The organism is Aquirufa sp. ROCK-SH2 (assembly GCF_054558315.1).
Map to the genome: position 1 here is coordinate 31,726 of NZ_JBPXKB010000004.1, position 23,627 is coordinate 55,352.

The 23,627-nt window shown below is 34.8% G+C and carries 22 protein-coding genes and 1 riboswitch; of the genes, 9 read left to right on the forward strand and 13 right to left on the reverse strand.

Features of this window, described 5'->3' with window-relative positions; translation table 11 throughout:
• Window positions 1-242: 242 nt before the first annotated feature.
• Window positions 243-1,331, reverse strand: coding sequence for a mechanosensitive ion channel family protein (locus tag V7S79_RS09965; RefSeq protein WP_459490441.1), 1,089 nt, complete (start codon window positions 1,329-1,331; stop codon window positions 243-245).
• 102 nt (window positions 1,332-1,433) lie between these two features.
• Here V7S79_RS09965 and V7S79_RS09970 point away from each other — a divergent pair, with 102 nt between their 5' ends.
• Window positions 1,434-2,747 carry a hypothetical protein gene (locus V7S79_RS09970; protein ID WP_459490442.1) on the forward strand — a complete coding sequence of 438 codons (1,314 nt, stop codon included), beginning with the start codon at window positions 1,434-1,436 and terminating at the stop codon, window positions 2,745-2,747.
• A gap of 8 nt (window positions 2,748-2,755) precedes the next feature.
• Window positions 2,756-3,298: an LPS export ABC transporter periplasmic protein LptC gene (gene lptC / locus V7S79_RS09975; RefSeq protein ID WP_459490443.1), complete on the forward strand. Its 543-nt coding sequence runs from the start codon at window positions 2,756-2,758 to the stop codon at window positions 3,296-3,298.
• A gap of 99 nt (window positions 3,299-3,397) precedes the next feature.
• Here lptC and V7S79_RS09980 read toward each other — a convergent pair whose 3' ends face one another.
• Together V7S79_RS09980 and porW are read right to left on the reverse strand one after the other, a co-directional pair.
• Complete coding sequence (locus tag V7S79_RS09980) at window positions 3,398-5,695, reverse strand: penicillin-binding protein 1A (RefSeq protein WP_459490444.1); 2,298 nt, start codon at window positions 5,693-5,695, stop codon at window positions 3,398-3,400.
• A 2-nt stretch (window positions 5,696-5,697) separates the two neighbouring features.
• Window positions 5,698-7,830: a type IX secretion system periplasmic lipoprotein PorW/SprE gene (gene porW, locus V7S79_RS09985; protein ID WP_459490445.1), complete on the reverse strand. Its 2,133-nt coding sequence runs from the start codon at window positions 7,828-7,830 to the stop codon at window positions 5,698-5,700.
• Between the two features lie 87 nt (window positions 7,831-7,917).
• Between porW and V7S79_RS09990 the strand changes: the two genes are divergently transcribed.
• Window positions 7,918-8,106, forward strand: a complete 189-nt coding sequence (locus tag V7S79_RS09990) for an AtpZ/AtpI family protein (RefSeq protein ID WP_459490446.1) — start codon at window positions 7,918-7,920, stop codon at window positions 8,104-8,106.
• Between the two features lie 514 nt (window positions 8,107-8,620).
• On the opposite strand, the gene V7S79_RS09995 is transcribed toward V7S79_RS09990, so the two are convergent.
• On the reverse strand, window positions 8,621-8,938 hold the full coding sequence (locus V7S79_RS09995) for a hypothetical protein (protein ID WP_459490447.1): 318 nt from the start codon (window positions 8,936-8,938) through the stop codon (window positions 8,621-8,623).
• Window positions 8,939-9,124: 186 nt separating this feature from the next.
• Between V7S79_RS09995 and V7S79_RS10000 the strand changes: the two genes are divergently transcribed.
• From V7S79_RS10000 to V7S79_RS10015, 4 genes are read left to right on the forward strand one after another with little or no spacing between them, the layout of a single operon-like run.
• A complete protein-coding gene (locus tag V7S79_RS10000) occupies window positions 9,125-10,996 on the forward strand; it encodes a peptidoglycan D,D-transpeptidase FtsI family protein (RefSeq protein ID WP_459490448.1) in 1,872 nt (623 codons plus the stop codon).
• On the forward strand, window positions 10,993-12,282 hold the full coding sequence (rodA, locus tag V7S79_RS10005) for a rod shape-determining protein RodA (protein WP_459490449.1): 1,290 nt from the start codon (window positions 10,993-10,995) through the stop codon (window positions 12,280-12,282). Before V7S79_RS10000 ends, rodA begins: the two co-directional genes overlap by 4 nt.
• 4 nt (window positions 12,283-12,286) lie before the next feature.
• Window positions 12,287-13,519 (forward strand): MFS transporter, encoded by a 1,233-nt coding sequence (locus V7S79_RS10010; protein ID WP_459490450.1) that lies wholly within the window; start codon window positions 12,287-12,289, stop codon window positions 13,517-13,519.
• Window positions 13,520-14,554, forward strand: coding sequence for a hypothetical protein (locus tag V7S79_RS10015; protein WP_459490451.1), 1,035 nt, complete (start codon window positions 13,520-13,522; stop codon window positions 14,552-14,554). It begins immediately after the preceding gene.
• A gap of 129 nt (window positions 14,555-14,683) precedes the next feature.
• On the opposite strand, the gene V7S79_RS10020 is transcribed toward V7S79_RS10015, so the two are convergent.
• The 6 genes from V7S79_RS10020 to V7S79_RS10045 all read right to left on the reverse strand — a co-directional run bounded on the left by V7S79_RS10020 (window position 14,684) and on the right by V7S79_RS10045 (window position 18,115).
• Complete coding sequence (locus V7S79_RS10020; RefSeq protein ID WP_459490452.1) at window positions 14,684-15,091, reverse strand: DUF423 domain-containing protein; 408 nt, start codon at window positions 15,089-15,091, stop codon at window positions 14,684-14,686.
• Between the two features lie 14 nt (window positions 15,092-15,105).
• Window positions 15,106-15,642 (reverse strand): ATP synthase F1 subunit delta, encoded by a 537-nt coding sequence (gene atpH / locus V7S79_RS10025; RefSeq protein WP_459490453.1) that lies wholly within the window; start codon window positions 15,640-15,642, stop codon window positions 15,106-15,108.
• Between the two features lie 24 nt (window positions 15,643-15,666).
• Window positions 15,667-16,161, reverse strand: coding sequence for a F0F1 ATP synthase subunit B (atpF, locus tag V7S79_RS10030; protein ID WP_459490454.1), 495 nt, complete (start codon window positions 16,159-16,161; stop codon window positions 15,667-15,669).
• A gap of 127 nt (window positions 16,162-16,288) precedes the next feature.
• Window positions 16,289-16,534, reverse strand: a complete 246-nt coding sequence (gene atpE / locus V7S79_RS10035) for an ATP synthase F0 subunit C (RefSeq protein ID WP_459490455.1) — start codon at window positions 16,532-16,534, stop codon at window positions 16,289-16,291.
• A 38-nt stretch (window positions 16,535-16,572) separates the two neighbouring features.
• Window positions 16,573-17,652, reverse strand: a complete 1,080-nt coding sequence (gene atpB, locus V7S79_RS10040; protein WP_459490456.1) for a F0F1 ATP synthase subunit A — start codon at window positions 17,650-17,652, stop codon at window positions 16,573-16,575.
• Window positions 17,653-17,755: 103 nt separating this feature from the next.
• A complete protein-coding gene (locus V7S79_RS10045; protein ID WP_459490457.1) occupies window positions 17,756-18,115 on the reverse strand; it encodes a hypothetical protein in 360 nt (119 codons plus the stop codon).
• Between the two features lie 296 nt (window positions 18,116-18,411).
• Window positions 18,412-18,529, forward strand: a riboswitch (SAM riboswitch).
• A gap of 11 nt (window positions 18,530-18,540) precedes the next feature.
• On the opposite strand from V7S79_RS10045, the gene V7S79_RS10050 reads away from it, so the two are divergent.
• Window positions 18,541-19,617: a homoserine O-acetyltransferase family protein gene (locus V7S79_RS10050; RefSeq protein WP_459490458.1), complete on the forward strand. Its 1,077-nt coding sequence runs from the start codon at window positions 18,541-18,543 to the stop codon at window positions 19,615-19,617.
• A gap of 157 nt (window positions 19,618-19,774) precedes the next feature.
• Here the strand turns inward: V7S79_RS10050 and V7S79_RS10055 are convergent, their stop codons facing one another.
• Window positions 19,775-20,572, reverse strand: coding sequence for an SDR family oxidoreductase (locus V7S79_RS10055; RefSeq protein WP_459490459.1), 798 nt, complete (start codon window positions 20,570-20,572; stop codon window positions 19,775-19,777).
• Between the two features lie 27 nt (window positions 20,573-20,599).
• Window positions 20,600-21,799: a nucleoside permease gene (locus V7S79_RS10060; protein ID WP_459490460.1), complete on the reverse strand. Its 1,200-nt coding sequence runs from the start codon at window positions 21,797-21,799 to the stop codon at window positions 20,600-20,602.
• Window positions 21,800-22,094: 295 nt separating this feature from the next.
• Here V7S79_RS10060 and V7S79_RS10065 point away from each other — a divergent pair, with 295 nt between their 5' ends.
• Window positions 22,095-22,562, forward strand: coding sequence for a DUF3592 domain-containing protein (locus tag V7S79_RS10065; protein WP_459490461.1), 468 nt, complete (start codon window positions 22,095-22,097; stop codon window positions 22,560-22,562).
• A gap of 201 nt (window positions 22,563-22,763) precedes the next feature.
• Here V7S79_RS10065 and V7S79_RS10070 read toward each other — a convergent pair whose 3' ends face one another.
• The gene (locus V7S79_RS10070; protein WP_459490462.1) at window positions 22,764-23,594 is read right to left on the reverse strand and encodes an inositol oxygenase family protein; all 831 of its coding nucleotides are present in this window, start codon (window positions 23,592-23,594) and stop codon (window positions 22,764-22,766) included.
• Between the last annotated feature and the right edge of the window lie 33 nt (window positions 23,595-23,627).

A 23,627-nucleotide genomic window follows, 5' to 3' on the forward strand; every position in this document is an offset into this window, starting at 1 on the left:
AAGAAAATCAGATTATTGATTGGAAATATAAGTTTCTGGTCATTAAATCTGATTTTCTTTTTTTATGGGGTAATGCGTCCCCTTACCCCCTGCAATTTACGGGTTTAAGAGTTCAGTTGTTTGATAAAATTTTCTGGATATAACATAATTTTAAGAATGCAGAATGTAGCATTCGCCTTACCCATTACCTCTTACCTATTACCTTTTACCTCTTACCTCTTACCTCTTTCCTCTTACCTCTTCTATCCATTTACCGCTGTAGCGCTACTAGCTAAACTCATTTTGTTTTCTTCGATCAATTTCAGAATTCCTAAATTGATTTGTTGTTTGGTGATTTGATATTTAGCGAAATCTGTTGTTTGTACAAAATAGGTGATGGACAAATCGAGAGAGTAAGTCCCAAAACCTTCAAATATTATTTTAGCTGCTTTTTTCTTGCTCAATGGCTCTTGATTGATCAAATTCTCAATGGAAGGAATTAATTTTTCAATTTGCTCCGCTTTTGTGTTTAACGCGAATGTTAAATTGTATTTGGCTCTTCTGTAATTTCTTTCACTGAGATTTTCCAAAGATTGAGAGGTTAAAAGTCGATTAGGTATCAAAATTAAATTGCCATCCAATGCTCGAATTCGAGTGCTTCTGAATCCGATTTTTTCAATATCACCAGTGATTGTCCCAACCTGAATGCTGTCACCAACCACAAAGGGAAGATCAAGAAAGATGGTAAAAGAGGCGAAGAGATTTTCTAAGGTTTCTCGAGCTGCCAAAGCCAAGGCTAAACCACCAAGTCCTAAACCGGTTATCAAAGCAACGACATCCACTTCAAATATTCTTCCCAATAAAACAAATCCCGAGCCCGTAATAATAAAAACCAAAGCCAAGTCGTTAAGAAAAGGAATAAATTGTTGTTTGGATTTTTGTTCTAATCCTTGCCATTTTTCTTGAGCTACCAAAATGATAACCTTCATTATCCGGATAATTAGCCAAGTAATTGTGAGAATTAAAGCAGCCTCAAAGGCTTTTTTGACAAGAAATAAAAGACCAAAATCTTTAACAGAGCTAAAGTGCCATTGTAAAGGAACATGAAGATTCAGAGAAGCTACATACAGGAAAATCCAAAAAAGTAATAGTTCGAAAGGTTTTCTAATTAATTGAATACAATCCTGAATTTGAATGATTTGATCAGGCAGAAAACGATAGATGATTTTGGAAAATGAATTAGAAAAAAATCTTCTAAAAGCAAAACCAACTAAAATAATGGCGAAGAAAAGTAAAATATCTAACGCTGAATTTTCTAAAAGATATAAATTGGACAAGCTATCTTTGAACATAATTGAGGATTTTACTTCCAAATATACTTAATATCTTAGTTGAATGTGAAATAAAATTGCGACCTTTGCAAACTTAATAGTATTCCGAGAAGTATTTTTTATATGATTTATAATCAAAGAGTTTCAAGTTTTTTTGATAAGGTTCTTGCCAAAATAGTATTGTTTTTGATAATTACCTTGGCTTCTATTCATTCAGAGCTAAAAGCTCAAAGCATATTGAATTCTCCTTATTCTTACATTGGTATGGGGGAGTTAGATGCTGGTCATTCAACAAGTAATATCATGATGAGTGGATTGGGAGTTTCTAATTCGAATGGAATATATTCAAGCGTAATAAATCCAGCTTTATTAGCTAGAAATAGATACACTGGTTTTGAAGCGGGTGTCAATACCGAATATAAAACCTTACAAGATTATCGCCAAAAGCAAAGTGTATTTGGAGGTAATTATCAGTCATTGAATTTAACAATACCGGCTTCGGCTCGTTGGACATTTGCAATTGGTATTAGACCCTATTCTTCGGTTCAATATGATACGAAATCTTATCGTAGATTGAATTTACTCGGTGTAGATAGTTTGATTTACAGTTTTTCGGGTGTAGGAAATATCAATAAATTATCTTTTTCTAATGGAGTTCGAATCAGTAAAGAGGTTTATTTGGGCCTAGAAATGGACTATTTGTTTGGAAATATTGTGCGAAATGTTTCAACTCAAAATTTGTCAGATGGGCAATATTATAAAGTTCAGCTTGAAAATAGAAATGATTATTCAGATTTTAGTTTCAAAGCTGGGTTGGCTTATCGCCATGCGATTAAGAAAGATTTGTATTTGAATTTAGGTGCGACTATCGATTTAAATTCTACAATGAAAGCAAGTCAAATTAAGCGATTTGCCATTTTAGATTATACAGGAATTAATACTTTAAACGCTGATACATTAAGTCAAAAGACTCCTTATACGCAAAATTTACCCGTATCAAGGAAGTTCGGAGTAAGTTTGGAGAAAATTGCAAGATGGATGGTAGGAGTTGATTTTATCAGTACCGACTGGACAAAGGTAGAAAACAATTTAGGCCAAGCTAGAGCTTTGCCTGTAAGTAATAAATGGATAGTAGGTGGTGAATTTACCCCAGATTTCGAGTCAGTTTCTAATTATTTAAAACGTACCACTTATCGTGCTGGGTTTAGTTACCAAACCACTCCTTATGCCATGTCTGAATCTAGTCCTTATGCTGTGGATATGAATTTTAGCGTTGGTGCTGCTTTACCCTTGAGAAATCTTTCTTATTTAAATGTTTCATACCAATTTGGTAAAAGAGGGACTTTAAGTCAAAATGGTTTAGAAGAACAATATCATCGAATTTCATTGGGATTAACCTTGAGTGATTTGTGGTTTGTTAAGCAAAAAATTAATTAATATTTCAAATGAGTGATCTTAGGAAATTCCTTTTATTATTCGTTTCGATCCTCTTCTTTTTTTCTTGTCAGGAAGAAAAAAAATCAAGCAATTTGGTCTATGTCGGACCAAAATCTGAATTAACAGGAATAGACATGGTTTTTTCTGATTCTGCGAAATCTGTCGTAAGAATGGTTACAGAAAAACAAATCACACTTTATTCAGAAGATCGGGTTTATCCTAAGGAGATGAAGCTTTGGTTTTTTGATAAATTAGGCAATGTAAGCACCCAAATACGCGGAGATAGTGCACGTTTTTTTCGACAAAAAAACCATTATAAACTAATGGGGCATGTGAAAATTTTCAATATCAAAAAATCTGAAACTTTAACCACGGACGAATTTACTTGGGTACCTGACGAAAAGAGAATTTTTACAGAAAAGCCAGTTCAAATACGAACAAATACTGAAGTCTTTAATGGTGTTGGTTTAGACGCCGCACAGGATTTCTCCACCTATTCGCTCAGAAGAGTCACCAATTCAATGTTGAATGTGGAAAGTTTGCCGAATTAGAAGAGAGGAGAGAGAAATGAGAAGAGAGAAGAGAGAAGAGAGAAAAGACCTCCTACCTTTTACCTACAACCTTTTACCTATTACCTTTTATCTCTCACCTCATTCCACTACTGTTGAATCTCCAGGAGCAATTCCGCTACAGGTGAAATCAAAATGGAAATTTTCTGGTTTTGTGAATGGCATTTTTCGATACCCTTCTGTACCTAATTCTGTGTCGGCATAGACTTTCGTCATGAATTTCGCATAAACAGGCATTGCCATTTTTGCACCTTGTCCAAGTGCCAAAGTTCTAAAGTGGATACTTCTGTCATCTCCACCAACCCAAACGCCCGCAACTAATTTCTGTGTCACTCCCATGAACCAGCCATCCGAAAAGTTGGACGTAGTACCCGTTTTGGCACCAATTTCATTACCTTCTACAATCGGTGTTCTTTTTAGTCCTTCCGCTGTACCCAATGGTTCTTGAATAGCACCTTGTAACATATAGGTCATTAAGTAGGCGGTTTCTGGCTTAATAGCCGCCTTTGCAGTAGGTGAAAATTCTTTTAGTACATTACCTACTTTATCTGTGATTTTTAATATCAGGATAGGTTCTATTTTTTCCCCTCCATTTGCCAAGGTACTGTAAGCGGATACTTGTTCATATACAGAAACTTCAGAGGCGCCTAAGCACAAAGACGGACCTTCGTAAAGTGGACTTGTAATACCAGCTTTGTGGGCAAATTCAGCAATTTTTTGAGCACCTAAGGTTTTCATTAATTTGGCTGAGATGGTATTAATAGACAATGCCATTGCTCTTCTCAATTTTAGTTTTTCATAGCTATATTTTCCATCTGAATTTTGCGGTGTCCAAGTACCTCCTGTTAATCCATCTTCTTCACCAAAAGTTACTGGTTCATCAATGAGTTCATCGCATGGCGTTGCAATTTCATTTTCAATGGCGGCACCATACACAAAAGGCTTGAAAGTGGAGCCTGGTTGTCTTTTGCTTTGAGAAATATGATCAAATTTAAAGTATTTGTAATTGATTCCTCCAATATAAGCTTTAACGTGACCATTGGTAGGATCCATAGCCATGAAGCCACAGTTTAAAATTCTTTTGTAGTATTTCAAAGAATCCATTGGGCTCATCGTTGTGTCGATATCTCCTTGGTAAGAAAAAATGCTCATTTTGATTGGGCGATTCAACTCCTCCCACACTTTGTATTCATCATTGTTATAAGCATTCATCAGGTCTCTATACCTTTGCGTTCTTTTCATCGCATCTTTAATGAATCCTTTGATTTCTTTCATCTCTTCATTCACCCAAGGATTTCTACCTTTCCAGTGACTGTTGAACAAAGATTGCTCCGTTTTCATATGTTCTTGCACAGATTCCTCAGCATATTTTTGCATCCGAGAATCGATAGAAGTATGAATTCTTAATCCACTCGTATACAAATTGATTTGCTGGTCTTCAGGACGATCTTCATTGATTTCTTTAATCACAGCCAATACTTGCTTACGGATGGATTCTCTGAAATAGGGTGCGGCACCTGTATTTTGATTTTCAACTTTGAACTTCAAATTCAGTTCATTGGCTTTGAATTTTTCTGCATCTTCTTCCGTAATGTAATCGTATTTGGCTAATTGACTTAATACCACATTTCTTCTTTCTAAGGTACGATCTGGTCGGATGCGTGGGTCATAAAGGGAAGGATTTTGAAGTAAACCGATTAATGTTGCTGCTTCTACAATATTGATGTCTTTTAATTCTTTTTGGAAATAGGTTTTTCCCGCCACTTGAATTCCATAAGCATTGTTTCCAAAACTTACTTCATTCAAATACATGGCCATTATTTCCTGTTTGGTGTATCTTCTTTCTAATTTGATGGCCAAAATCCATTCTTTCACTTTGGCAATCACCGTTTTTAATCCACCAATTTTCATCAAAATACCCAAGTAAACGGGATCTTCTTCACCAAATTCAATATTCCTTGTGTTGAATAGGTTTTTTGCTAATTGTTGAGATATAGTACTACCTCCACCGGATGTTCCCAAAGTCGCAATAACGCGAATCATTGAACGGAAATCAATGCCAGAGTGTGTTGTAAACCTAGCATCTTCCGTCGCCATTAAGGTGTTCACAACGGTTAATGGAAGTGATTCGAAATCAACAGGATTTCTATTCTCTCTAAAATATTTGCCAATTTCTTGGCCATCTTCAGAGATAATAAGGGAGGCTTCTTGACTGGTTGGATTTTCCAATTCTTGCAAACTGGGCATCCCTCCAAATAGCCATAAAAAGTTGAAATTGACAGCTACGATAAACAAAATAGCCGCTAGCGTTGAACCTATAAAAAATCGATAGGCAAAACGAATAAATTTTTGATATTGACCTTGTTCAAATTCGATCATAATTACCGTTTATTTTTATTTAACGCTTGTAATAATTCTTGAGCATCAGTTTTCAATGTACTTTTTGGAAAAGTTTGAATGAAAATTTTAAGAATTTCCTCGTAGGAAGAAAGATCTTTTAATTCACCTTTGTTCAATGCTTTTAAAAAGAGCACTTTGTCTTCTAAATTACTTCCAGGGAATTGTTGCTCAATACTCAAACATTGATTGAATGACTCTTGAAAATTCCGCGCTTTATAGTTTGTATATGCTTTTTCATAAGCTTTTTGAGCCTCTATTTCTTTTCCTTCGCTCAAGGTTCCATTTTCAATTTTTAAAATCAAGGATTTAAAATGTGATTCTGGATATTTTTCAAATAGTTGTTTTCTAAATTCTTTTTGAATTTTTGATTGATTGGAATTGGATAAATAAAGTAAATAAAGTGTCTCTGCCTCATAGGTAGTGGATGGAAACTCTTTCAATAATCTACCTAAAGTCGTTTGCGTTAGATCATTATCTCCAATTTCAATTTTACTAAATTTTCCAAGTTCAAAAATAGATTTTTCTAACGTTTTTTGAACCACTGATTTTTCAACTTCTGATTTAGGAATACTAGCTAACCAAATCTGTAAGGAATCACCCTTTTCAATGTTTGACGCCAAAGTATTTTTTTCAGAAGTGTTATTCTTTAAAGGAATTTGTGAAGTAGTGGTTTCTGAATTTTCTAAATTATTGGAGGATTGGTTTTTGTTTTTTCTGTTCCAAAAGTCCTCCAAAGTCCGATTAGGCCACTTATTTAAAAATTCTTGCTTTCCTTGAATGCGGATCATATCATTGTAAAAATAAAAACTCTGTTGCTCTGGTGAGCTTGGTCTTCTTGTAAAAACAACTTGATTAATCGCAACAATGGGGGTGACTGTCTTTGTTTGAACGCTATCTTTTTTGATCGATTCTTTCTGTTTCATTTGCTGGTAAATCGATTTCAGTTCTGCTTCACTTTTTTTAGATAGGCTTATTAAGGAGTCCGTATCTAGGATTTTTTTGTTTAAAACAGTGTATTCTTTCCAAGTCTTTTTCAATTTTTGAATGGAGGCGAATTCTGGATGAGAGCTAGTTACGTAGGTGGCAGCACTATCGTAATATTGACTAGCGAGTTCAAAATTTCTTATTTTTTTTGCAAATAAATTTCCTAACTGTAGATATAAAATTCCTTTATCAGGATTATTTTCAGCACCTTTCTCCCAATATTCTTTGGCTTTTTCAAAATCGTTTTTCTCGTAATAAATTTGCCCAATGGCCATGTAAATCATGGCTTTATTGCCTTCGTTTTTGGGTTCTTTTAGCATGGAAAGTAATTTTTCCAATGAGCCAGAAAGTTGATTACTACTTAGCTTAGAATGAAATTGTAGTTCATAACTCGGTTTATTGGAGTCTACTTTTTTGAAATAATCACTTGCTAAGGTATATTTTTTTTCTTCTTGGAAAAGTTGTCCCAAGATATAATACAACCTTGCTTTTTCATTTCCCGATTTCATCAAAGGTAAAGCCTCTTCTATCAAGGCGATGGCTACAAGATTTTCACCTCTTTTTTGATGAAAATAGGCTTTTGATAGGTAAAAATTCTTTTTTTGAGATTTATTGAGGTCTTGTTCTTGAATGAATTCAGCCACTTTTTCGGCGGAAGTGAAATCATTTTGGAAAATATATATTTGGTACAAAGCCATCAATGAAGCTATTTGAGAGGATTCATCATGGTCGATTGAGTTAACGTATTTATATGTTTCAATGGCATTTTTAAAATCATTTTGCAAGACTCTACCATTTCCAATCAGTACATAGGCATTGTCAATGAATCGCGAGTTTTGATGTCTATCAATAACAATGGAGGCTTTTTTAATGATTTTTTCTATTTCGGCCGCATATTTTTTTCCCTGAATGGTATCAATTTCTGCGATGATGGGTAAGGTTTTGTTGTAATTTTCGGTGCTTTCTTCTGCAAGTTTAGTTTGGACCGACTTTTGTAATCTTTCTGCCTGCCAAATAGCATTGTATTTTGCATTGATGTTATGGAACGCTATGGAAAATGGTTTTGTGCTGTATTGCGAGCAAGACCATGTTAAACATACAATGAACAATAAGGCTAGGAAACGAATCATTTAATGAATTTCAAAATTTAGCAAATTTACAATTTATCTTAACGAAAATTGGATAAATTTAGCATACAATTCAAAAATAATATATCCATGAATCAATACCAACGATTTGTCGGTGCGGCATTTCAAATGTTAGTCACCATTTTATTGGGTGTTTGGTTAGGAACCTATTTGGATGGTTATTTTTTGACAGAAAAACCGTGGTTTACCATTGCGCTTTCTTTGACTTCCATTGCATTGGCTATGTTTGCTTTGATTAAGAGTTTGCCGAAAGAATGAGGGGTGAGGTAAGAGGTAATAGGTAAAAGGTAAGAGGTAAAACAACACGCGCTCAGCTGTGCTGAGTGTGTACTATAAATAGAACTTTTAGTTCTGAATTGAGATAGAGAACAGATAACATAGACAAAACTCTGTGTTGGTGTTTCGAACTTGGTGAACCTTGTGTTAAAAAGATTGTTGAACCTGAGTTAATTTCACAATACATGTATGGGTGTCTGAGGTTGTATCATTTTTAATTTGATCATTTCCTCATAGTGTGAGCCACCACCTAAGATTTCAATGTTCTCTAAATTTGGAAAAATCGAGAACAGCATACTTTTGATATCGTACAAATACATTCTGAAATTTTGCGCTTCTTCAAATGTCTTACCTGTGGAACATTTTTTGTCTAAATGCATTCCATCAGAAAAAAATGGATAAACAAACCAATGAAATTTCTCTTTCGTATTTTTAGGAATAAACCAATGACCTTCAGTCGCATAAATATTTTTGATGATTTGATTTCGTACCGTATCTAATAGATTTCCTCTACTCTCCAGACATTCAATTTATTGATTCGAAAAAGGAAAAATTCTACGTCAAAGCGACATTCAACATCATTAGGAATAGGTACATTTTTGGCTAAATCGCTGTTCAAATCATAATAGGAGTGTTGCTTACCTTTCTTGTTTATATCGCTAAAATAGGCATAAGTAGAGATGGCTTTTTTTTCAACATGTTCTACGAATGGAATTAAACAAATACTACGTTTCTTCTGACCAAGCACTTGACTAGCTGTGCATGTAAATAGAAATAAAATGCAAATAAATTTAATTTTGAGAATCGGGATCATTATTGTTGTTAAAAAAATGTTAGTGGTCTTTTGTCAAAATGCCTTAGTCGATTTTTTATACAATTTTCGTTTTTTTTGTGATTAAAAAAAATGTCAAAAACTTTGAGTCTCTTTTTCGTAAAATAGACCTCTAATACCTAATAACTAAAAACTAATAACTAATTTAGTATTTAAATTCTTTTTTCCGTGTTTGAGGGTCGTAAGCACATCATCTTCTTGTTCTTTGTAATCGTTGCCTTGGCATTTTTGGCTAAGTTGTTATACTTACAAGTATTTGACGAAACCTATATGAAGGCGGCGGATAATAATGCAATCCGTAAAATTATTCAAGTCCCTTTTCGGGGAGAAGTGTACGACAGGAATCAGAAATTAATTGTGTATAATACGCCTATTTATGATTTATACGTAACGCCTCGGAAAGCTTTAGTGAAAGATACACTACGTTTTTGTCAGCTTTTTGGTATTACAAAAGGATATTTTGACACAACCATGCGACGTGCAAAGGCCTATTCGAAAGTGAAACCCTATTTGTTTTTAAAACATTTGTCCAAAGAGGATTTTGCTCGTGCTCAAGATGCGATGGTGGACTATCCTGGGTTTTCTTTTACCACCAATGCTTTCAGAACCTATCAATACAAAGCTTTATCCAATGCCTTAGGTTATGTGGCAGAAATCAATCCGGATGCACTTTTAGAGCAAACGGATGATTATTATCATCAAGGTGATTTTGTGGGAGTTTCGGGGCTTGAATCATTTTATGAAGAGTCGCTCAGGGGGCAAAGAGGCATTAAATACCGAATGGTAAATAGCAATGGGGTTGAAAAGGGCGATTTCAAGAATGGTAAATTGGATATTACGCCTATCGCTGGAAGTAATTTATATACAAGCATTGATATAAAAATTCAACAATATGCCGATAGTTTAATGCAAAACAAGGTTGGAAGTGTGGTCGCGATTGAGCCTTCTACTGGGGAGATTTTGACAATGGTTTCTGCACCGTCTTATGACCCTAGTTTATTGGCAGGTCGAAATTTTTCCAAATATTATAGTCAATTGGCCTTGGATCCAATGAAACCCTTGTTAAACAGACCACCTTCGGCGTATTATCGTCCAGGCTCTACGTTTAAATTAATTCAAGCTTTAGTCGGATTGCAATTAGGAGCATTGACACCGGGGTCAGTTTTTACTCATGCTGGTGCGCCAGTTAAATGTCACTCGCACAATACCTCCCACAATGATTTACACAATGCCATTCAATGGTCTTGCAACCCTTATTTTTATCATGCTTTTCGGAAAATTTTGTACGATAAAACAGAAGGAAATACTTTTCAACGTTCAGCCCAAGGATTACAACGTTGGTCTGAATTAGTGGCCAATTTTGGAATTGGACGTAAATTGGGCATTGATTTAAGTAATGAAAAGAAAGGCAATTTGCCCAATGTGGAATATTATAATAAAATTTACAAAGGTGAAAATACTTGGAAATTTTCTAATATTTATTCATTGAGTATTGGTGAAGGTGAATTAGTGGTTAGTCCATTAAAAATGGCCAATGTAGCGGCAATCATTGCCAACAGAGGTTGGTATATTCCTCCACATATTGTAAAAGGGCTCGGCGATAAAAAAACCTTAGATCCTTTTTATCGTACCAAAATTCCGGTAGGGGTAGATGCTAAGCATTTTGGTGTCGTGATAGAAGGGATGAAGGATGCTGTTTTACATGGAACTGTTGGAGGTGATGGACGTATTCCTGATATTGAGATGTGTGGAAAAACGGGAACTTCTCAAAATAAAAAAGGAAAAGACCATTCTATTTTTATTGCCTTTGCACCCAAAAATAATCCCAAAATCGCTATTGCGGTATTTGTCGAAAATGCTGGATTTGGCGGTTTTGCTGCTGCGCCGATTGCGTCTTTAATTATTGAAAAATATTTGAAAGGAAAAGTGGATCGAAAAGATGTGGAAACCAAATTTTTAAATATGAATTACATGGGAAATGTACTCTCAGTCATGGGAAAACCGGTTCCTAAAGTTCACGTAGATTCAACAAAAAAATGAACGAAAATCATCAGATTGTAAGTCGGCTAGATTGGATAAGTGTTGGACTTTATTTCCTATTTGTATTAATGGGTTGGTCCAATATTTATTCAGCGGTTTACAATCCTGAGGCTCCTCTTTGGATTTTTGATGCATCATTTTATGATAGCAATGCAGGTAAGCAATTGATTTGGTTAGGGACAAGTTTAGTCCTTATGATATTTATTTTTGCCATTGATTTTCGGTTTTTTGAGTCATTTGCACCTTTTATTTATGGAGCATTAATTGTTTTATTGATATTAGTGCCTTTTTTGGGTGTAACAGTGAATGGTTCTCATTCATGGTTTAAATTTGGGAGTATTACCATACAACCTGCTGAATTTGCTAAAACAGCAACAGCTTTACTTTTGGCTAAATATTTGGATAATTCCCAAGTGAATTTGACTAAATGGAAAGATCAGAAGAATGTTGCATTGATCATTGGTCTTCCAATGTTATTGATTATTGCTTCCAATGAAACAGGGTCTGCGCTTGTTTTCGGATCATTTTTAATTTTACTTTATCGAGAAGGGTTACCAGGAGAATACCCAGCTCTATTTATTTCTACCATCACCATTTTTATTTTGGCTTTGTTGATTTCACCATTAAGTATCTTAATTATTTTGCTTATTTTAGCCTTAATCATCATTATATTTCTTCCCATTTATTTACAAAGAGCCTATCAAACCTATGTTAAAATTTTGGTCGGAATAGGAATCATCATGTCGATGGTTTTAGTGGTTGACTTTTTGGTGAACAATGTTTTAAAAGAGCATCAAAGAAATAGGATTAAGGTTTTATTAGATCCTAATTTTGATAAAAGAGGTTTAGGCTATCAAGTGACACAATCAAAAATTGCCATTGGTTCGGGTGGATTTTGGGGAAAGGGATATTTACAAGGGACACAAACGAAATTTGATTTTGTTCCTGAACAAAGTACGGATTTTATTTTTTGCACGATCGGGGAGGAGCATGGGTTTTTAGGCGTAACAGTCGTGATAGCATTGTTCATTGCTTTTTTGTGGCGCTTGATGTATTTGGCAGATCAACAGAGAACTCGATTTGCTAGAGCGTATGGATATGGGGTTGTTGGAATTATCTTCTTTCACTTTTTAGTGAATATAGGAATGACCATAGGATTAATGCCCATAATGGGTATTCCACTTCCATTTTTTAGTTATGGCGGTTCCTCTTTGTGGTCATTTACAATTTTATTATTTATATTTCTGAAATTAGATTCGCATCGGTCGGATATGTTATCACGTTAATTGAATGGAAAACGAAAAAATTTCTCAAAAAGGTAAAATGCTTATTGCCGTAGCTGCATTAGGTTATTTTGTGGATGTATATGATTTAATTCTATTTTCAGTGGTTAGGAATCCTAGCTTAAAAAGTTTGGGATTGGTGGGTGATGAATTATTAAATAAGGGCTTAGATCTTATGAATGTTCAAATGGCGGGAATGCTCATTGGGGGGATTCTATGGGGGATTTATGGCGACAAAAAGGGGAGGAAATCCGTTTTGTTTGGATCTATCTTGATGTACTCTTTGGCCAATGCCTTGAATGGTTTGGTGCAAGATTTGAATATGTATTATGTGCTAAGATTTATCGCGGGAGTTGGTTTGGCAGGTGAATTAGGAGCAGGAGTTACTTTAGTGAATGAAAGCTTACCCGCTTCAAAGCGAGGAATCGGAACTTTAATCATTGCCGGAGTTGGTGCTGCAGGTGCCGTATTTGCTCCCATTGTTGCAGGATTTAGTCCAGATCCTGAATGGTGGAGAACTTGCTATTTTATTGGCGGAGGAATGGGCTTGGCTTTGTTATTACTTCGTTTAGGAACTTTTGAATCTGATTTATATTCGGAATTAGATGACAAAATTGAAAAGGGTAATTTTTTCCAATTGTTTAAAGAAAAAGGCATTTTCCTGCGCTATCTGTATTGTATATTAATGGGTTTACCTATTTGGTATGTCATTGGAATATTGGTTTTTTCTAGTCCAGAAATCACCAAAACAATCGGTATTGATGGAACGATTACAGGAGGTGATGCCATCATGTATTGTTATTTAGGTCTGAGTATTGGCGATTTTGCAAGTGGGTATTTGAGCCAATTTTGGAAGAGCAGGAAAAAAGTGATTGTTACGTTTATTTTAGTTGCTGTAGTTTTAATGGTCGTTTATTTATTTGCATTGCAAAATATTTCATTGTTTCAAGGTAAATTATTAATCAGCTTATTGGGTTTCTTTGGTGGTTATTGGGCTGTATTTGTAACTAGTTCTTCCGAACAATTTGGTACAAATTTACGTGCTACAGTAACTACAACTGTGCCGAATTTTGTCAGAGGAGCCTTAATTCCAATCAGTTTACTTTTCAAATATTTAATTCCATCACTTGGATTATTAAATGCGGCTTTTGTCGTTGGAGTCATTTGCTTCGCATTGGCATTGTGGTCCATTTCACAATTGAAAGAGTCATTTGGTAAATCGTTGAATTTTACAGAATAAATGGCATTAATTTCTAAGAAAAAAATCCTTTATCGCATTAATAATCAACTCCGGAAGTATTTACATAAATACAATCGAGAACATCCTATGAACATTAGTTATGTGGATTTGCTTCGATATGACAATGCGATTACCTTATATGATAAAAATGGTAATGATACTTTGTGGGAAACTGTATTTTACAGCCCCATGGATCAAGAGGAAGTACATGAATCTTTGAAGCAAATTTATGCCGATTTGAAGACAGATGGAGATGATGAAGTGATTAAACACTTAGTAATTGATCGTGTGGATTACTGTACGTATGGTAACACACATCCATTTCGAGTAAGAATTGTTAATCGTGTCAATGATAATTTTGATTATTTCTATATCAAAATTGCTGATGCTTCACGCGTGTATGGTTTGGAATTAGAACATATTTTATCTCCGAATCGAATCAATTACGTGACGTATGATAATACTTTAGTGGAGGAACATATCTCTGGAGTTCCAGGAGATGTTTTTTTGAAACAAGATTTAGAAAATGATATTGAGGCTCCCATTCGTTTAGCCAAGGAGTTTGTTAAGTTTAATGAGCGTTGTTTGGTCCAATTATTGGGCGATATGCATAGCGCGAATTACGTAGTTATTACCACTCCCGATTTTGAAGAAATTTATTATCGTATTCGTCCCATCGATTTTGATCAGCAATGTTATGAAGGGAAGAAGTCTGTGTATTTACCTCAATATTTCAAGCAAAATAACCCATTGGTAGAGTTGGGTATGAAATATATGACGCCAGAATCTGTTTGGCAATATCAGATCGAGGAACGTTCTATGATTGCTAGTCGATTAAAATCAGAAAGTCAGCGAGTATATGATTTAATGGATGTATTGTCAAAAGATGATATCGCACCATCCGAAAATGTTGAATCTTTGAAAGTTGATTTAGCCAGGCATTACAAGGACAAGCGTTTTTTAGATTGCAAAACCATGGGTGAAATTGTCTGGAATAGTTTGGATTTAGTAATGAAACATGGAGGGAAGAAGTGACGTATGATGTATGATGTAAGATGTATGTCGTTTGATGTATGATGTAGAGACGCACGGCCGTGCGTCTTTTTTTTTATAAAAACATAGTGCGTCTATACCCCAAAAATTGAATTAGGAATTTAAAACCTATTACCTCTTACCTCTTACCTGACTTGCAATCAACAAAAATCCCGCAATAAAGGCTAAGCCACCAATCGGAGCAATGGCACCCCAGAATTTTTGTTGAGTGAGGCAAATTAGATAAAGCGAACCCGGGAAAATGATACAAGCTGTTATGAATAAATTACCCGCGATTTTTAAAATTTTATTGGATAGTTGATTTTGTAAAATTCCCAAAATCAATAAAGCAAAACCACCATACATTTGATATTTAGTGGCAGTTTCAAACGTATCTAAACGATTGATGGAAATAAGATAGTCTTTCCAAGCATGAGCGCCAAAAGCTCCTAATGCTACAGCTATGGCACAAATAACAGTACCCCAGAAAATATTTTTGTTCGTCATATTGATATGAATAAAAAAAGCCTTGAATTTCAAGGCTTTCAATGTTGTTAAGATGCTAAAGCAACTTTTAAGTCATTGAGTTTTCGACGAATCGAATCATCAATTTGCTTATCTCCAACTCGCAAAACAAAACCACCAATTAGTGACTCATCAATATGCTCGGTCAATTCTACTTCTTTGCCCGTGTATTCTTTGATGATTTTAGTAACTTGAGTTTTTTGCTCTGCTGTTAAAGGTGATGCACTAGTAACTTCTGCTTTTTGTATTCCTTTATAATCCGTATAAAGACTAATAAATTGTTTGGCAATAGCAGGAAGAAACTTTTCTCTATTTTTCTTTGTAATGATTTCAAAAATGGAGAAAGAAACTTCGTGGAAAGTACTTTTGAATAATTTGGACAAAATAGCCAATTTAACATCGTGCTTTACGATAGGACTCTTGAATGCCAAAACAAGATCATAGCTGTTTTCGCAAGTCTCTTGAAAAGTACACATGTCTTTATATACTGCATCTACCACTTTTCTTTCAATGGCTAGATCAATCAATGATTTAGCATAACGATGGGCAACGATTAACTCCGACATTATTTGAAATTTATGGGTGTATGCTTATTTTAATGTAACTTCTGAAATCCACTCGGAAACTAATTTTTCTTGAGCAGCTTTATCCTTCAACTGAGATTTTAATACTTTTTCAGCCAAGTCTAAAGATAATACTGCTGCTTCTTTACGTAAAGAGGCAACTGCAGCATTTTTTTCTTGTTCAAAAGATACTCTTGCTTTATCGATTTCTGCATTAGCTGCTGCTTGAGCATCTAATTTTGCTTGCTGAATCATTGCTTCAGCAGCTTCTTTTGCTTGTTTTAAAACAGCATCACGCTCATTACGAGCAGATTGTAACAATTGCTCATTACCAGCTTTTAATTCAGCCATTTCTTTTCTAGTTGTTTCTGACAACTTGATGGCTTCATCGATGGATGCTTCGCGTTCGTGTAAAGATTGAACAATGGGTTTCCAAGCAAATTTTGATAAAAGGAAAAATAAAATTCCGAATACAATAATTTGCCAAAAAATAAGACCAAATTCAGGGGTGATTAACTCCATGATTATATAATTTGTTTGTGTATTTTTCTTTTAAAAACGCAATTTGGAGCCTATCGCTTCCAAATTGCGTTTCAAATGTTTGAGTCAATTTCTAAAAGCTAATCTTTTAGTTGACTCGCTTGTTGAATTACTTTAAAGTAACCAACAAACAAATAACTGCTGCGAAAAGAGCAACCGCCTCAACGAAAGCTGCAACGATCAACATCGCACCTTGGATTTTTCCAGAAGCTTCAGGTTGACGAGCAATACCTTCCATAGCTGAGCTACCGATGTTACCGATACCAGCACCAGCACCGATTGCTGCTAAACCTGCTCCAATACCTGCAAGACCAGTACCTACAGAAACTTCCAATAAAATTGATAAAAGTGACATACTATTTGGGTTTATAAATAAAAAAATAAAATACAATCTTAATGATGATGCTCCTCAACAGCCGCTCCAATGTAAGTAGAAACCAACATCGTGAAAATAAAGGCCTGAATGAAAGCAACAATCAATTCAATTACGTTCATAAATAAAGAGAATGGCACAACGGCTAATCCCAAGGCAACGTTTTTGAATATAAATATCAATGATAATAAACTCAATAAAATGATGTGTCCAGCTGTAATGTTAGCGAACAAACGAACCATCAATGAAAATGGCTTCATGAAAATTCCAACAATTTCCACAGGTGTTAAAATGACCAACATCCATTTTGGAACACCTGGCATGGCAAAAATATGTAACCAATAATTCGACTTCCCATTTAAATTCGTAATGAAAAATGCGATAACAGCAAGAACCGCTGTGATAGCGATATTACCTGTCAAATTGGCTCCACCTGGAATTAAACCCAACATATTATTGAACCAAATGAAAAAGAAAACAGTCAACAAATAAGGCATAAACCTTCTGTAATGCTTCTCTCCGATGTTATTAATTGCAATTTCGTCTCTCACAAAAATAATAATGGGCTCAAATAATGATTGAATACCTTTAGGTGCTTTGTGTGGATTCGCCTTGTATGAATTACCAATTCCGATGAAAATGGATAATAATAAAATCGCAGAAATAAATAAAGAAGCTACGTTTTTGGTAATCGAGATATCAATCACTTTTTCGCCATTTTCAGCGTGAATTTTACCATGTTCCAATTTTAAACCTTGGTAGGGCACTTCTTCATGATGCTCGTTTTTGAACGCTGAAGACATAAAAACTTGTAAGCCAGTAGACTCGCGATAAACAAGGCAAGGAAGGGGTAAAGTGGCATGAAAATGGCCAATGGTAAAGAAATGCCATTCGTGTTCATCCGCTACGTGATGTAAAATTAATTTACCTGCATCGAATTTTTCTTCTTCTTCTTGTGGAGCTGCTGCAGAAGTTGCATGTTCAGCTGCTGGAGCCGCTGCTTCTTCATTAGCGAAAGTTGTAAAACTGAATAAACTAAATAATAATCCAAGGATTATATTTGAAAAATACATTTTTTGACTAGCGTTCTTTGCAGACATCTCTTTATTATTGCTTTATCTATTGGGTATTCGTGATTTTAGTTAATTCGTTGATTAACTGATTTTTAAAAAGAAATTCAACAACAAAATGCTGAAGGTTTTCCTAAAAACGTCGCAAGTTACGAATCAAACTAATTATTTCAAAATTTGTACTACATAAATAGAGTACAAAAAAATTACCAACGAATAAGTAGATGTTAGGTGTTTTGAAATAAGCAAATACTCCAATGAAGATTAAGCTGGTAATGAATCTAACTGCCTGAGAAGCCATGTGAAATTGAACAAAATTTTCTCGATTATTATTTGAGCCCATTTGGTGCAATAACTGACTTAAATAAGCCTGGAAAAAGAAAAATGCCCAAATGAATTTTAAATCTGCATGCATCCATTCTGCCAATGCAGTAAAATGAAGTCCCCAAAGTACCCCCGCCAAAATAATATAAAAGACAATTAATTTTATCATACTGCAAATATCAGGATTTTTATAGGAATTTAAAATGATGTATGATGTAAGATGTATGATGTAAGAAGTTGAATGATGTAAAAATTTTAATTCATAATTTTTAATTTTTCTAGCAGTAATTAATTAAACAAATCATAGTCTTCTTTCCTCTTACCTCTTACCTCTTACCTCTTACCTCTTACCTCTTACCTCTTACCTCTTACCTCTTACCTCTTACCTCTTACCTCTTACCTCTTTTTGCGTTTTAATAATTCTTTACTACTTTTGCATCCCAAGTCAATCACGCTTTTGTCATTGATTTATAAAGAAGAAGGGAGAGAATAGGCTCTGTGAACTTCTGGCAACCCATCGAAAAGATCGATCCCGGTGCTAATTCCTACCTAAAGAAAATAATTTCTTTGGGAAATATAAACCAATTTGTCCGTATGCAAGTAGCGTTTCATTCTTTTCATTCTTCAAAAGCATTTTCCCTTGAATTAGGGGGTGAATTACCATGTTTGGATATCGCCTATCAAACAATTGGGACATTAAATGCTCAAAAGGATAATGTTATTTGGATATGTCATGCTTTTACCGGTTCGCACGATGTGGCCGATTGGTGGCAAGGATTAGTTGGTACGGGTAAATTGTTCAATCCAGAAAATAATTTCATTGTTTGCGCCAATATTTTGGGCTCACATTATGGTAGTTCAGGCCCACTATCCATCAATGAACAAACAAAAAAACCTTATTTCCATGATTTTCCTGAAATAACCATTCGTGATGTCGTCAATTCTTTTGAAATTTTAAGAAAAGAACTGAAAATTGATAAAATTAAAACCTGCATTGGTGGTTCTTTAGGGGGGCAACAAGCCGTGGAATGGGCAATTATCAATCCAACATTGATTGAAAACTTAATACTTGTAGCTACTAACGCTGTGCATTCTCCTTGGGGAATAGCTTTCAATGAATCCCAAAGGATGGCGATTGAAGTGGACCCAACTTGGAAGGATGCCAATCCTTTAGCTGGTATAAATGGTATGAAAGTGGCGCGCGCGACTGCACTAATTTCTTATCGAAATTATGAAACTTATCAAATCACACAGTCAAGAACAGAAAATGCCATTGGTGATACATTGCGTGCCATTACTTATCAAAGATATCAAGGAGAAAAATTAGCAAGTCGTTTTAATGCCTACTCATATTATTTGTTGTCCAAAATGATGGATTCTCAGGACGTAGGTCGAAATAGGGGAGGTGTAGTTGCTGCATTAAAGTCAATTCAAGCTAAAACATTGGTGATTGGTATAAAATCAGATGCATTGTTCCCCATCGTTGAACAAGAATTTTTAGCAAAACATATCCCTGGAGCTTCTTTTCAAGTAATTGATTCTCTCTACGGCCACGATGGATTTTTAATTGAAAGTGGTTTAATGACCAAAGCAATTCGACTTTGGCAAAAATTAATCCGATTAGAAGTGAACCCAATGGCCGAGTTCTTTAGGGAGCTGGAAGCGGTTTAGGAAGAGAGAAAAGAGAAAAGAGAAAAGAGAAAAGAGAAAAGAGAAAAGAGAAAAGAGAAAAGAAAAAAGAAAAAAGAAAAAAGAGAAAAGAAAAGTCTAATAACTGATAACTAATCACTAATATCTAAATTTTTCTCTCCTCTCTTTTCTCTCTTCTTCACGTGTTTTTAATCTTCCTTATCATATAAAACAGTAACCTCGGAAAAAAGCGTTTCACAAAAAGTCCCAAGGCTTCTAATTTACCTCCCACAAAAAATTCTAATTTACCAGCTGAAATGGCGGAAACAATTTTTTCTGCAGTTAATTGAGGATCGAGACCTTTGGCTTGATTCGGGTCCATTTTGGCATATTTCTCTCCATTTTCATTCATGGCATTTAAAGAAATATCGGTTTTGATATACCCAGGTAAGATGGTCGTTACTTGAATTCCATCATGATATACTTCTGCTCTTACAGAATCAAAAAAGCCAATCAAGGCATGTTTGCTAGCTCCGTACGCTGCTCTTCTTGGTGTGCTAATTTTGCCAGCTACAGAGGCAATGGGGACAAAAATACCCGATTTTTGTGTTTGAAAAATGGGTAAAATATGTTGTGTTAAGGATACGATAGAAAAGAAATTGATTTCAAAAAGTTTTCGATACACCTCAAATTTCGTATCTACAACGAAAGATCTTTGGCTTACACCCGCATTCAGAATAATGATATCTATTCTGCCAAATTGCGCAATTACTACTTTGACCTTTTGTTGATGCAATGATAAATCAGTCATGTCAAAGGGAAGCACCATTGTCTCCGAGCCTAATTTTTGACATTTCTCTGCTACTCTCTTTAACTCTAATTCTCTTCTGGCAGACAAGATGATTTTTGCACCTTCTCGTGCCATTTGAATGGATAAAGCCTCTCCAATTCCTGAAGAGGCTCCTGTTACCCAAACTATTTTATCTTTAAATTTCATGAGTTTCAACCTCGCGTTGTATAGGTTTTAGACCTCTTTAAATTCTGTCTTCTTGTTTTCTTGAAAGAATAAAACAAATAATGCAAGTACTAAAACTGCAATACCTGCTGGAACCATCCAAACCGATTTCCAATCATGTACGCCATCTTTCGTGTACATATCCAATACTATTCCGGATATTTTCGAACCAATACCCATTCCTATTCCATAAGTTGCCAAAGTAATTAATCCTTGTGCTGCATTTTTAATTTTAACACCAGCTTTTTGATCGGTATAAATTTGCCCTGTAACAAAGAAGAAATCATAGCAAACACCATGTAAAATGATACCAATGTATAAAATCCATTCGCTTGAAATTCCATCTCCGTAACCAAAACAGATAAAACGAACGATCCAGGCAATTAATCCGACAATTAGCATCTTTTTAACGCCTAATTTCATGAATGCAATGGGGATCAAAAGCATGAAAATCACTTCTGATGCTTGCCCAAGCGACATTTTATTCTCTACATTGCTCATGTGAGAATCCGTTAAAGATGGATTAGCCATGGCATAATAAAAGGAAAGTGGGATGCAAATCAATATCGATGAAATAAAGAAAATCAAGAAAGATCGATCTTTGAAAAGTTGTAGCGCATCCAATCCAATGATTTGTGAAATAGATGAATTGGCATCTGCTTTTGGAGGTGTATCAGGTAAAAAGAAGGCATAAATTCCTAAGGCAAAAGAACTTAGCATTGCAATTTGGAAAATAGTTACTTGATCACCTAATGCCATAAATCCGATGATATTTGTTACCACAATCCATGCAACTGTTCCTGTTACACGTATGCTTGGGAATTCCTTCTCTGGGTTTTGCATTTGATTCATCGCAATGGAACTAGACAATGCCAAATTGGGAGCAAAACAAAGTGTATAAGCTAAAATATACCAGAAAAAATTCGCTGCATCTGTATTTTGACAAAGGAAATATAGAATAACTCCACCCAATAAATTCAAAACGCCCATCACTTTTTGGGCAGAAAAAAATCGATCTGCAATCAGACCGACAAAAAATGGAGCTGCAATAGAGGCAATAGAGAAAGTTGTATAGGCCATACCCACTTGATCGCCAGTTGCATGTAAAGTTGTTAAAAGGTATTTACTCATCTGACCATACCAAGCTCCCCAAGAGAAGAACATTAGAAACATCATGGTCATTAATTGAAATTTGGTAGTGTTTTTCATATAAAATGGTGTTGTTAAAGCTCAAAAGTACAAATTACAAATAAATTTATCATTTTATAAATATTTTATTTTGGATGAAATGCTATCCTTTTTTAAGCTGTTTTTTTATTAAAATCAAAAAAATAAGATTGTATTCCATATTTTATAACCTAATAAATAAAGAATTGCATAATTTCCTTCATTTTTATTTCATTTTGAATGCTGATTGAAATGTTTTGGAGCTGTCTAAGTATTTGATATTCAAGTATTTTTCTATTTAGTTTGAATAAAATTAGTCAAGCAATTTATACAAGCAATGTTTTTAATCAGTATTTATCTAATTTCAGGTCGTCCTTCAGGTAATTTTCAAGGTTCTACCACATTGTTCCTCACGATTTTCACAATCATTGCATGTACACTCATCGGAGTGGGTATATTATTGTTTCGTAAAAGAAAAGAATGGTTGGCTCATTCTAAAATGACCTATGGAAAAATTGTGGAAATTTCAAAAAGGTATGCCAGAGATGATCATTCTGGCCGCTTCCCAATCTATTTTCCTATCGTTTCCTATCAAGTGAATGGTCATGAATTTAGAAGAGAAGCAGACAAGGGCTTAGGGCAAGATTGCTTCATAGGTCAAGAAATTGAAGTCCGATATTTGGCCCAAAATCCCATGGAAGTCGCTTTGAGTGAAAACAATGTTCCAGTCTTGAGTCCAACAATTTTCTTCATTCTTGGAATTTTGATGATGATTAGCGCTTTGGTGCTTTTGGTTGTTATATAAAAGAGAAGAGAGAAAAGAGAAGAGAGAAAAGAGATGAGAGAAAAGATGTAAGAGAAAAATCTTAATGGATTCTTAATACCTTAATGTTTAAAAAAAGATAAATGAAGTAAGATGTAAGATGTATGAGTTTTAGTCCTGTAAAATTCTCATTCTACATTCTTAATTTTAAATTATAAATTCCCTTACATCTTACATCAACAACTACCAATAAATCGGTCCTTTGCCTAAATACTTTTCAGCAATTGGCATGTAATAAGATTTCAACTCCTCATAGTTAGGGACTACTGGAGATTTGGTATATAAATCATATTGATTAAAATCGTTGATCCAATCCAAATATTGTTCATCTTTTTTAGTCATGAACTGTTTGTAAGATCCACCAGTATGCCAAGGATAAAACGAATGGTAACGAACCATTACCATACCTTCTTCTGGAATTTTGTTGTCTTTATGATTTTTCAAGACTTGGTACAAATATTCATCATGTCCCCAAGCTATTTGCAAATTATCTAGTCCACATCCTTCTGAATAAACCCCTAAATCAGTGTTGTATCGAGGATCTTGCATATCTGGATTCAAAGCATTGAATTCAGGATAAACACAAGTGTCAGGTAATTTGGCACCTACTACAAAAATATCACCCACTAATCCCCATTGTTCAGCTTGACTTGTTCCATCCTCATCTGATCCGAAAAGATACATGGCCTTTCCTAAATCGTGAATTAAACCTACTAGTTGCATCCAATCAGGACGACCTGCCGCACGAATTCCTTCTGCTGATTGTAGTAAATGTATAATATTCGGCAAATTTAAATCAGGATCACTTACATCTACCAACACATTTAAACGCTCCATCATATCCCATAAATCCATCGGATGATCAAAGGTCAAATATTTCTTTTTCATGCGCTGAACATAATCGAATGTCTGACGAGAACGCATCTTGCGATAATGCTCTTTGACAGCTGCAGTGATGTCACCCTGCTCGTAATTTCTAAATTCAGCTTTTTCTTTCGCTACTGTTGATTCCATAGTTTTGATTTTATCAAGCGACTAAATTAAAAA

Coding starts and splice junctions, on each gene's coding strand:
- V7S79_RS09965 (WP_459490441.1), bottom strand. CDS start 1,331: ATGTTCAAAGATAGCTTGTCCAATTTATATCTTTTAGAAAATTCAGCG.
- V7S79_RS09970 (WP_459490442.1), top strand. CDS start 1,434: ATGATTTATAATCAAAGAGTTTCAAGTTTTTTTGATAAGGTTCTTGCC.
- lptC (WP_459490443.1), top strand. CDS start 2,756: ATGAGTGATCTTAGGAAATTCCTTTTATTATTCGTTTCGATCCTCTTC.
- V7S79_RS09980 (WP_459490444.1), bottom strand. CDS start 5,695: ATGATCGAATTTGAACAAGGTCAATATCAAAAATTTATTCGTTTTGCC.
- porW (WP_459490445.1), bottom strand. CDS start 7,830: ATGATTCGTTTCCTAGCCTTATTGTTCATTGTATGTTTAACATGGTCT.
- V7S79_RS09990 (WP_459490446.1), top strand. CDS start 7,918: ATGAATCAATACCAACGATTTGTCGGTGCGGCATTTCAAATGTTAGTC.
- V7S79_RS09995 (WP_459490447.1), bottom strand. CDS start 8,938: ATGATCCCGATTCTCAAAATTAAATTTATTTGCATTTTATTTCTATTT.
- rodA (WP_459490449.1), top strand. CDS start 10,993: ATGAACGAAAATCATCAGATTGTAAGTCGGCTAGATTGGATAAGTGTT.
- V7S79_RS10010 (WP_459490450.1), top strand. CDS start 12,287: ATGGAAAACGAAAAAATTTCTCAAAAAGGTAAAATGCTTATTGCCGTA.
- V7S79_RS10015 (WP_459490451.1), top strand. CDS start 13,520: ATGGCATTAATTTCTAAGAAAAAAATCCTTTATCGCATTAATAATCAA.
- atpH (WP_459490453.1), bottom strand. CDS start 15,642: ATGTCGGAGTTAATCGTTGCCCATCGTTATGCTAAATCATTGATTGAT.
- atpF (WP_459490454.1), bottom strand. CDS start 16,161: ATGGAGTTAATCACCCCTGAATTTGGTCTTATTTTTTGGCAAATTATT.
- atpE (WP_459490455.1), bottom strand. CDS start 16,534: ATGTCACTTTTATCAATTTTATTGGAAGTTTCTGTAGGTACTGGTCTT.
- atpB (WP_459490456.1), bottom strand. CDS start 17,652: ATGTCTGCAAAGAACGCTAGTCAAAAAATGTATTTTTCAAATATAATC.
- V7S79_RS10045 (WP_459490457.1), bottom strand. CDS start 18,115: ATGATAAAATTAATTGTCTTTTATATTATTTTGGCGGGGGTACTTTGG.
- V7S79_RS10050 (WP_459490458.1), top strand. CDS start 18,541: ATGCAAGTAGCGTTTCATTCTTTTCATTCTTCAAAAGCATTTTCCCTT.
- V7S79_RS10055 (WP_459490459.1), bottom strand. CDS start 20,572: ATGAAATTTAAAGATAAAATAGTTTGGGTAACAGGAGCCTCTTCAGGA.
- V7S79_RS10060 (WP_459490460.1), bottom strand. CDS start 21,799: ATGAAAAACACTACCAAATTTCAATTAATGACCATGATGTTTCTAATG.
- V7S79_RS10065 (WP_459490461.1), top strand. CDS start 22,095: ATGTTTTTAATCAGTATTTATCTAATTTCAGGTCGTCCTTCAGGTAAT.
- V7S79_RS10070 (WP_459490462.1), bottom strand. CDS start 23,594: ATGGAATCAACAGTAGCGAAAGAAAAAGCTGAATTTAGAAATTACGAG.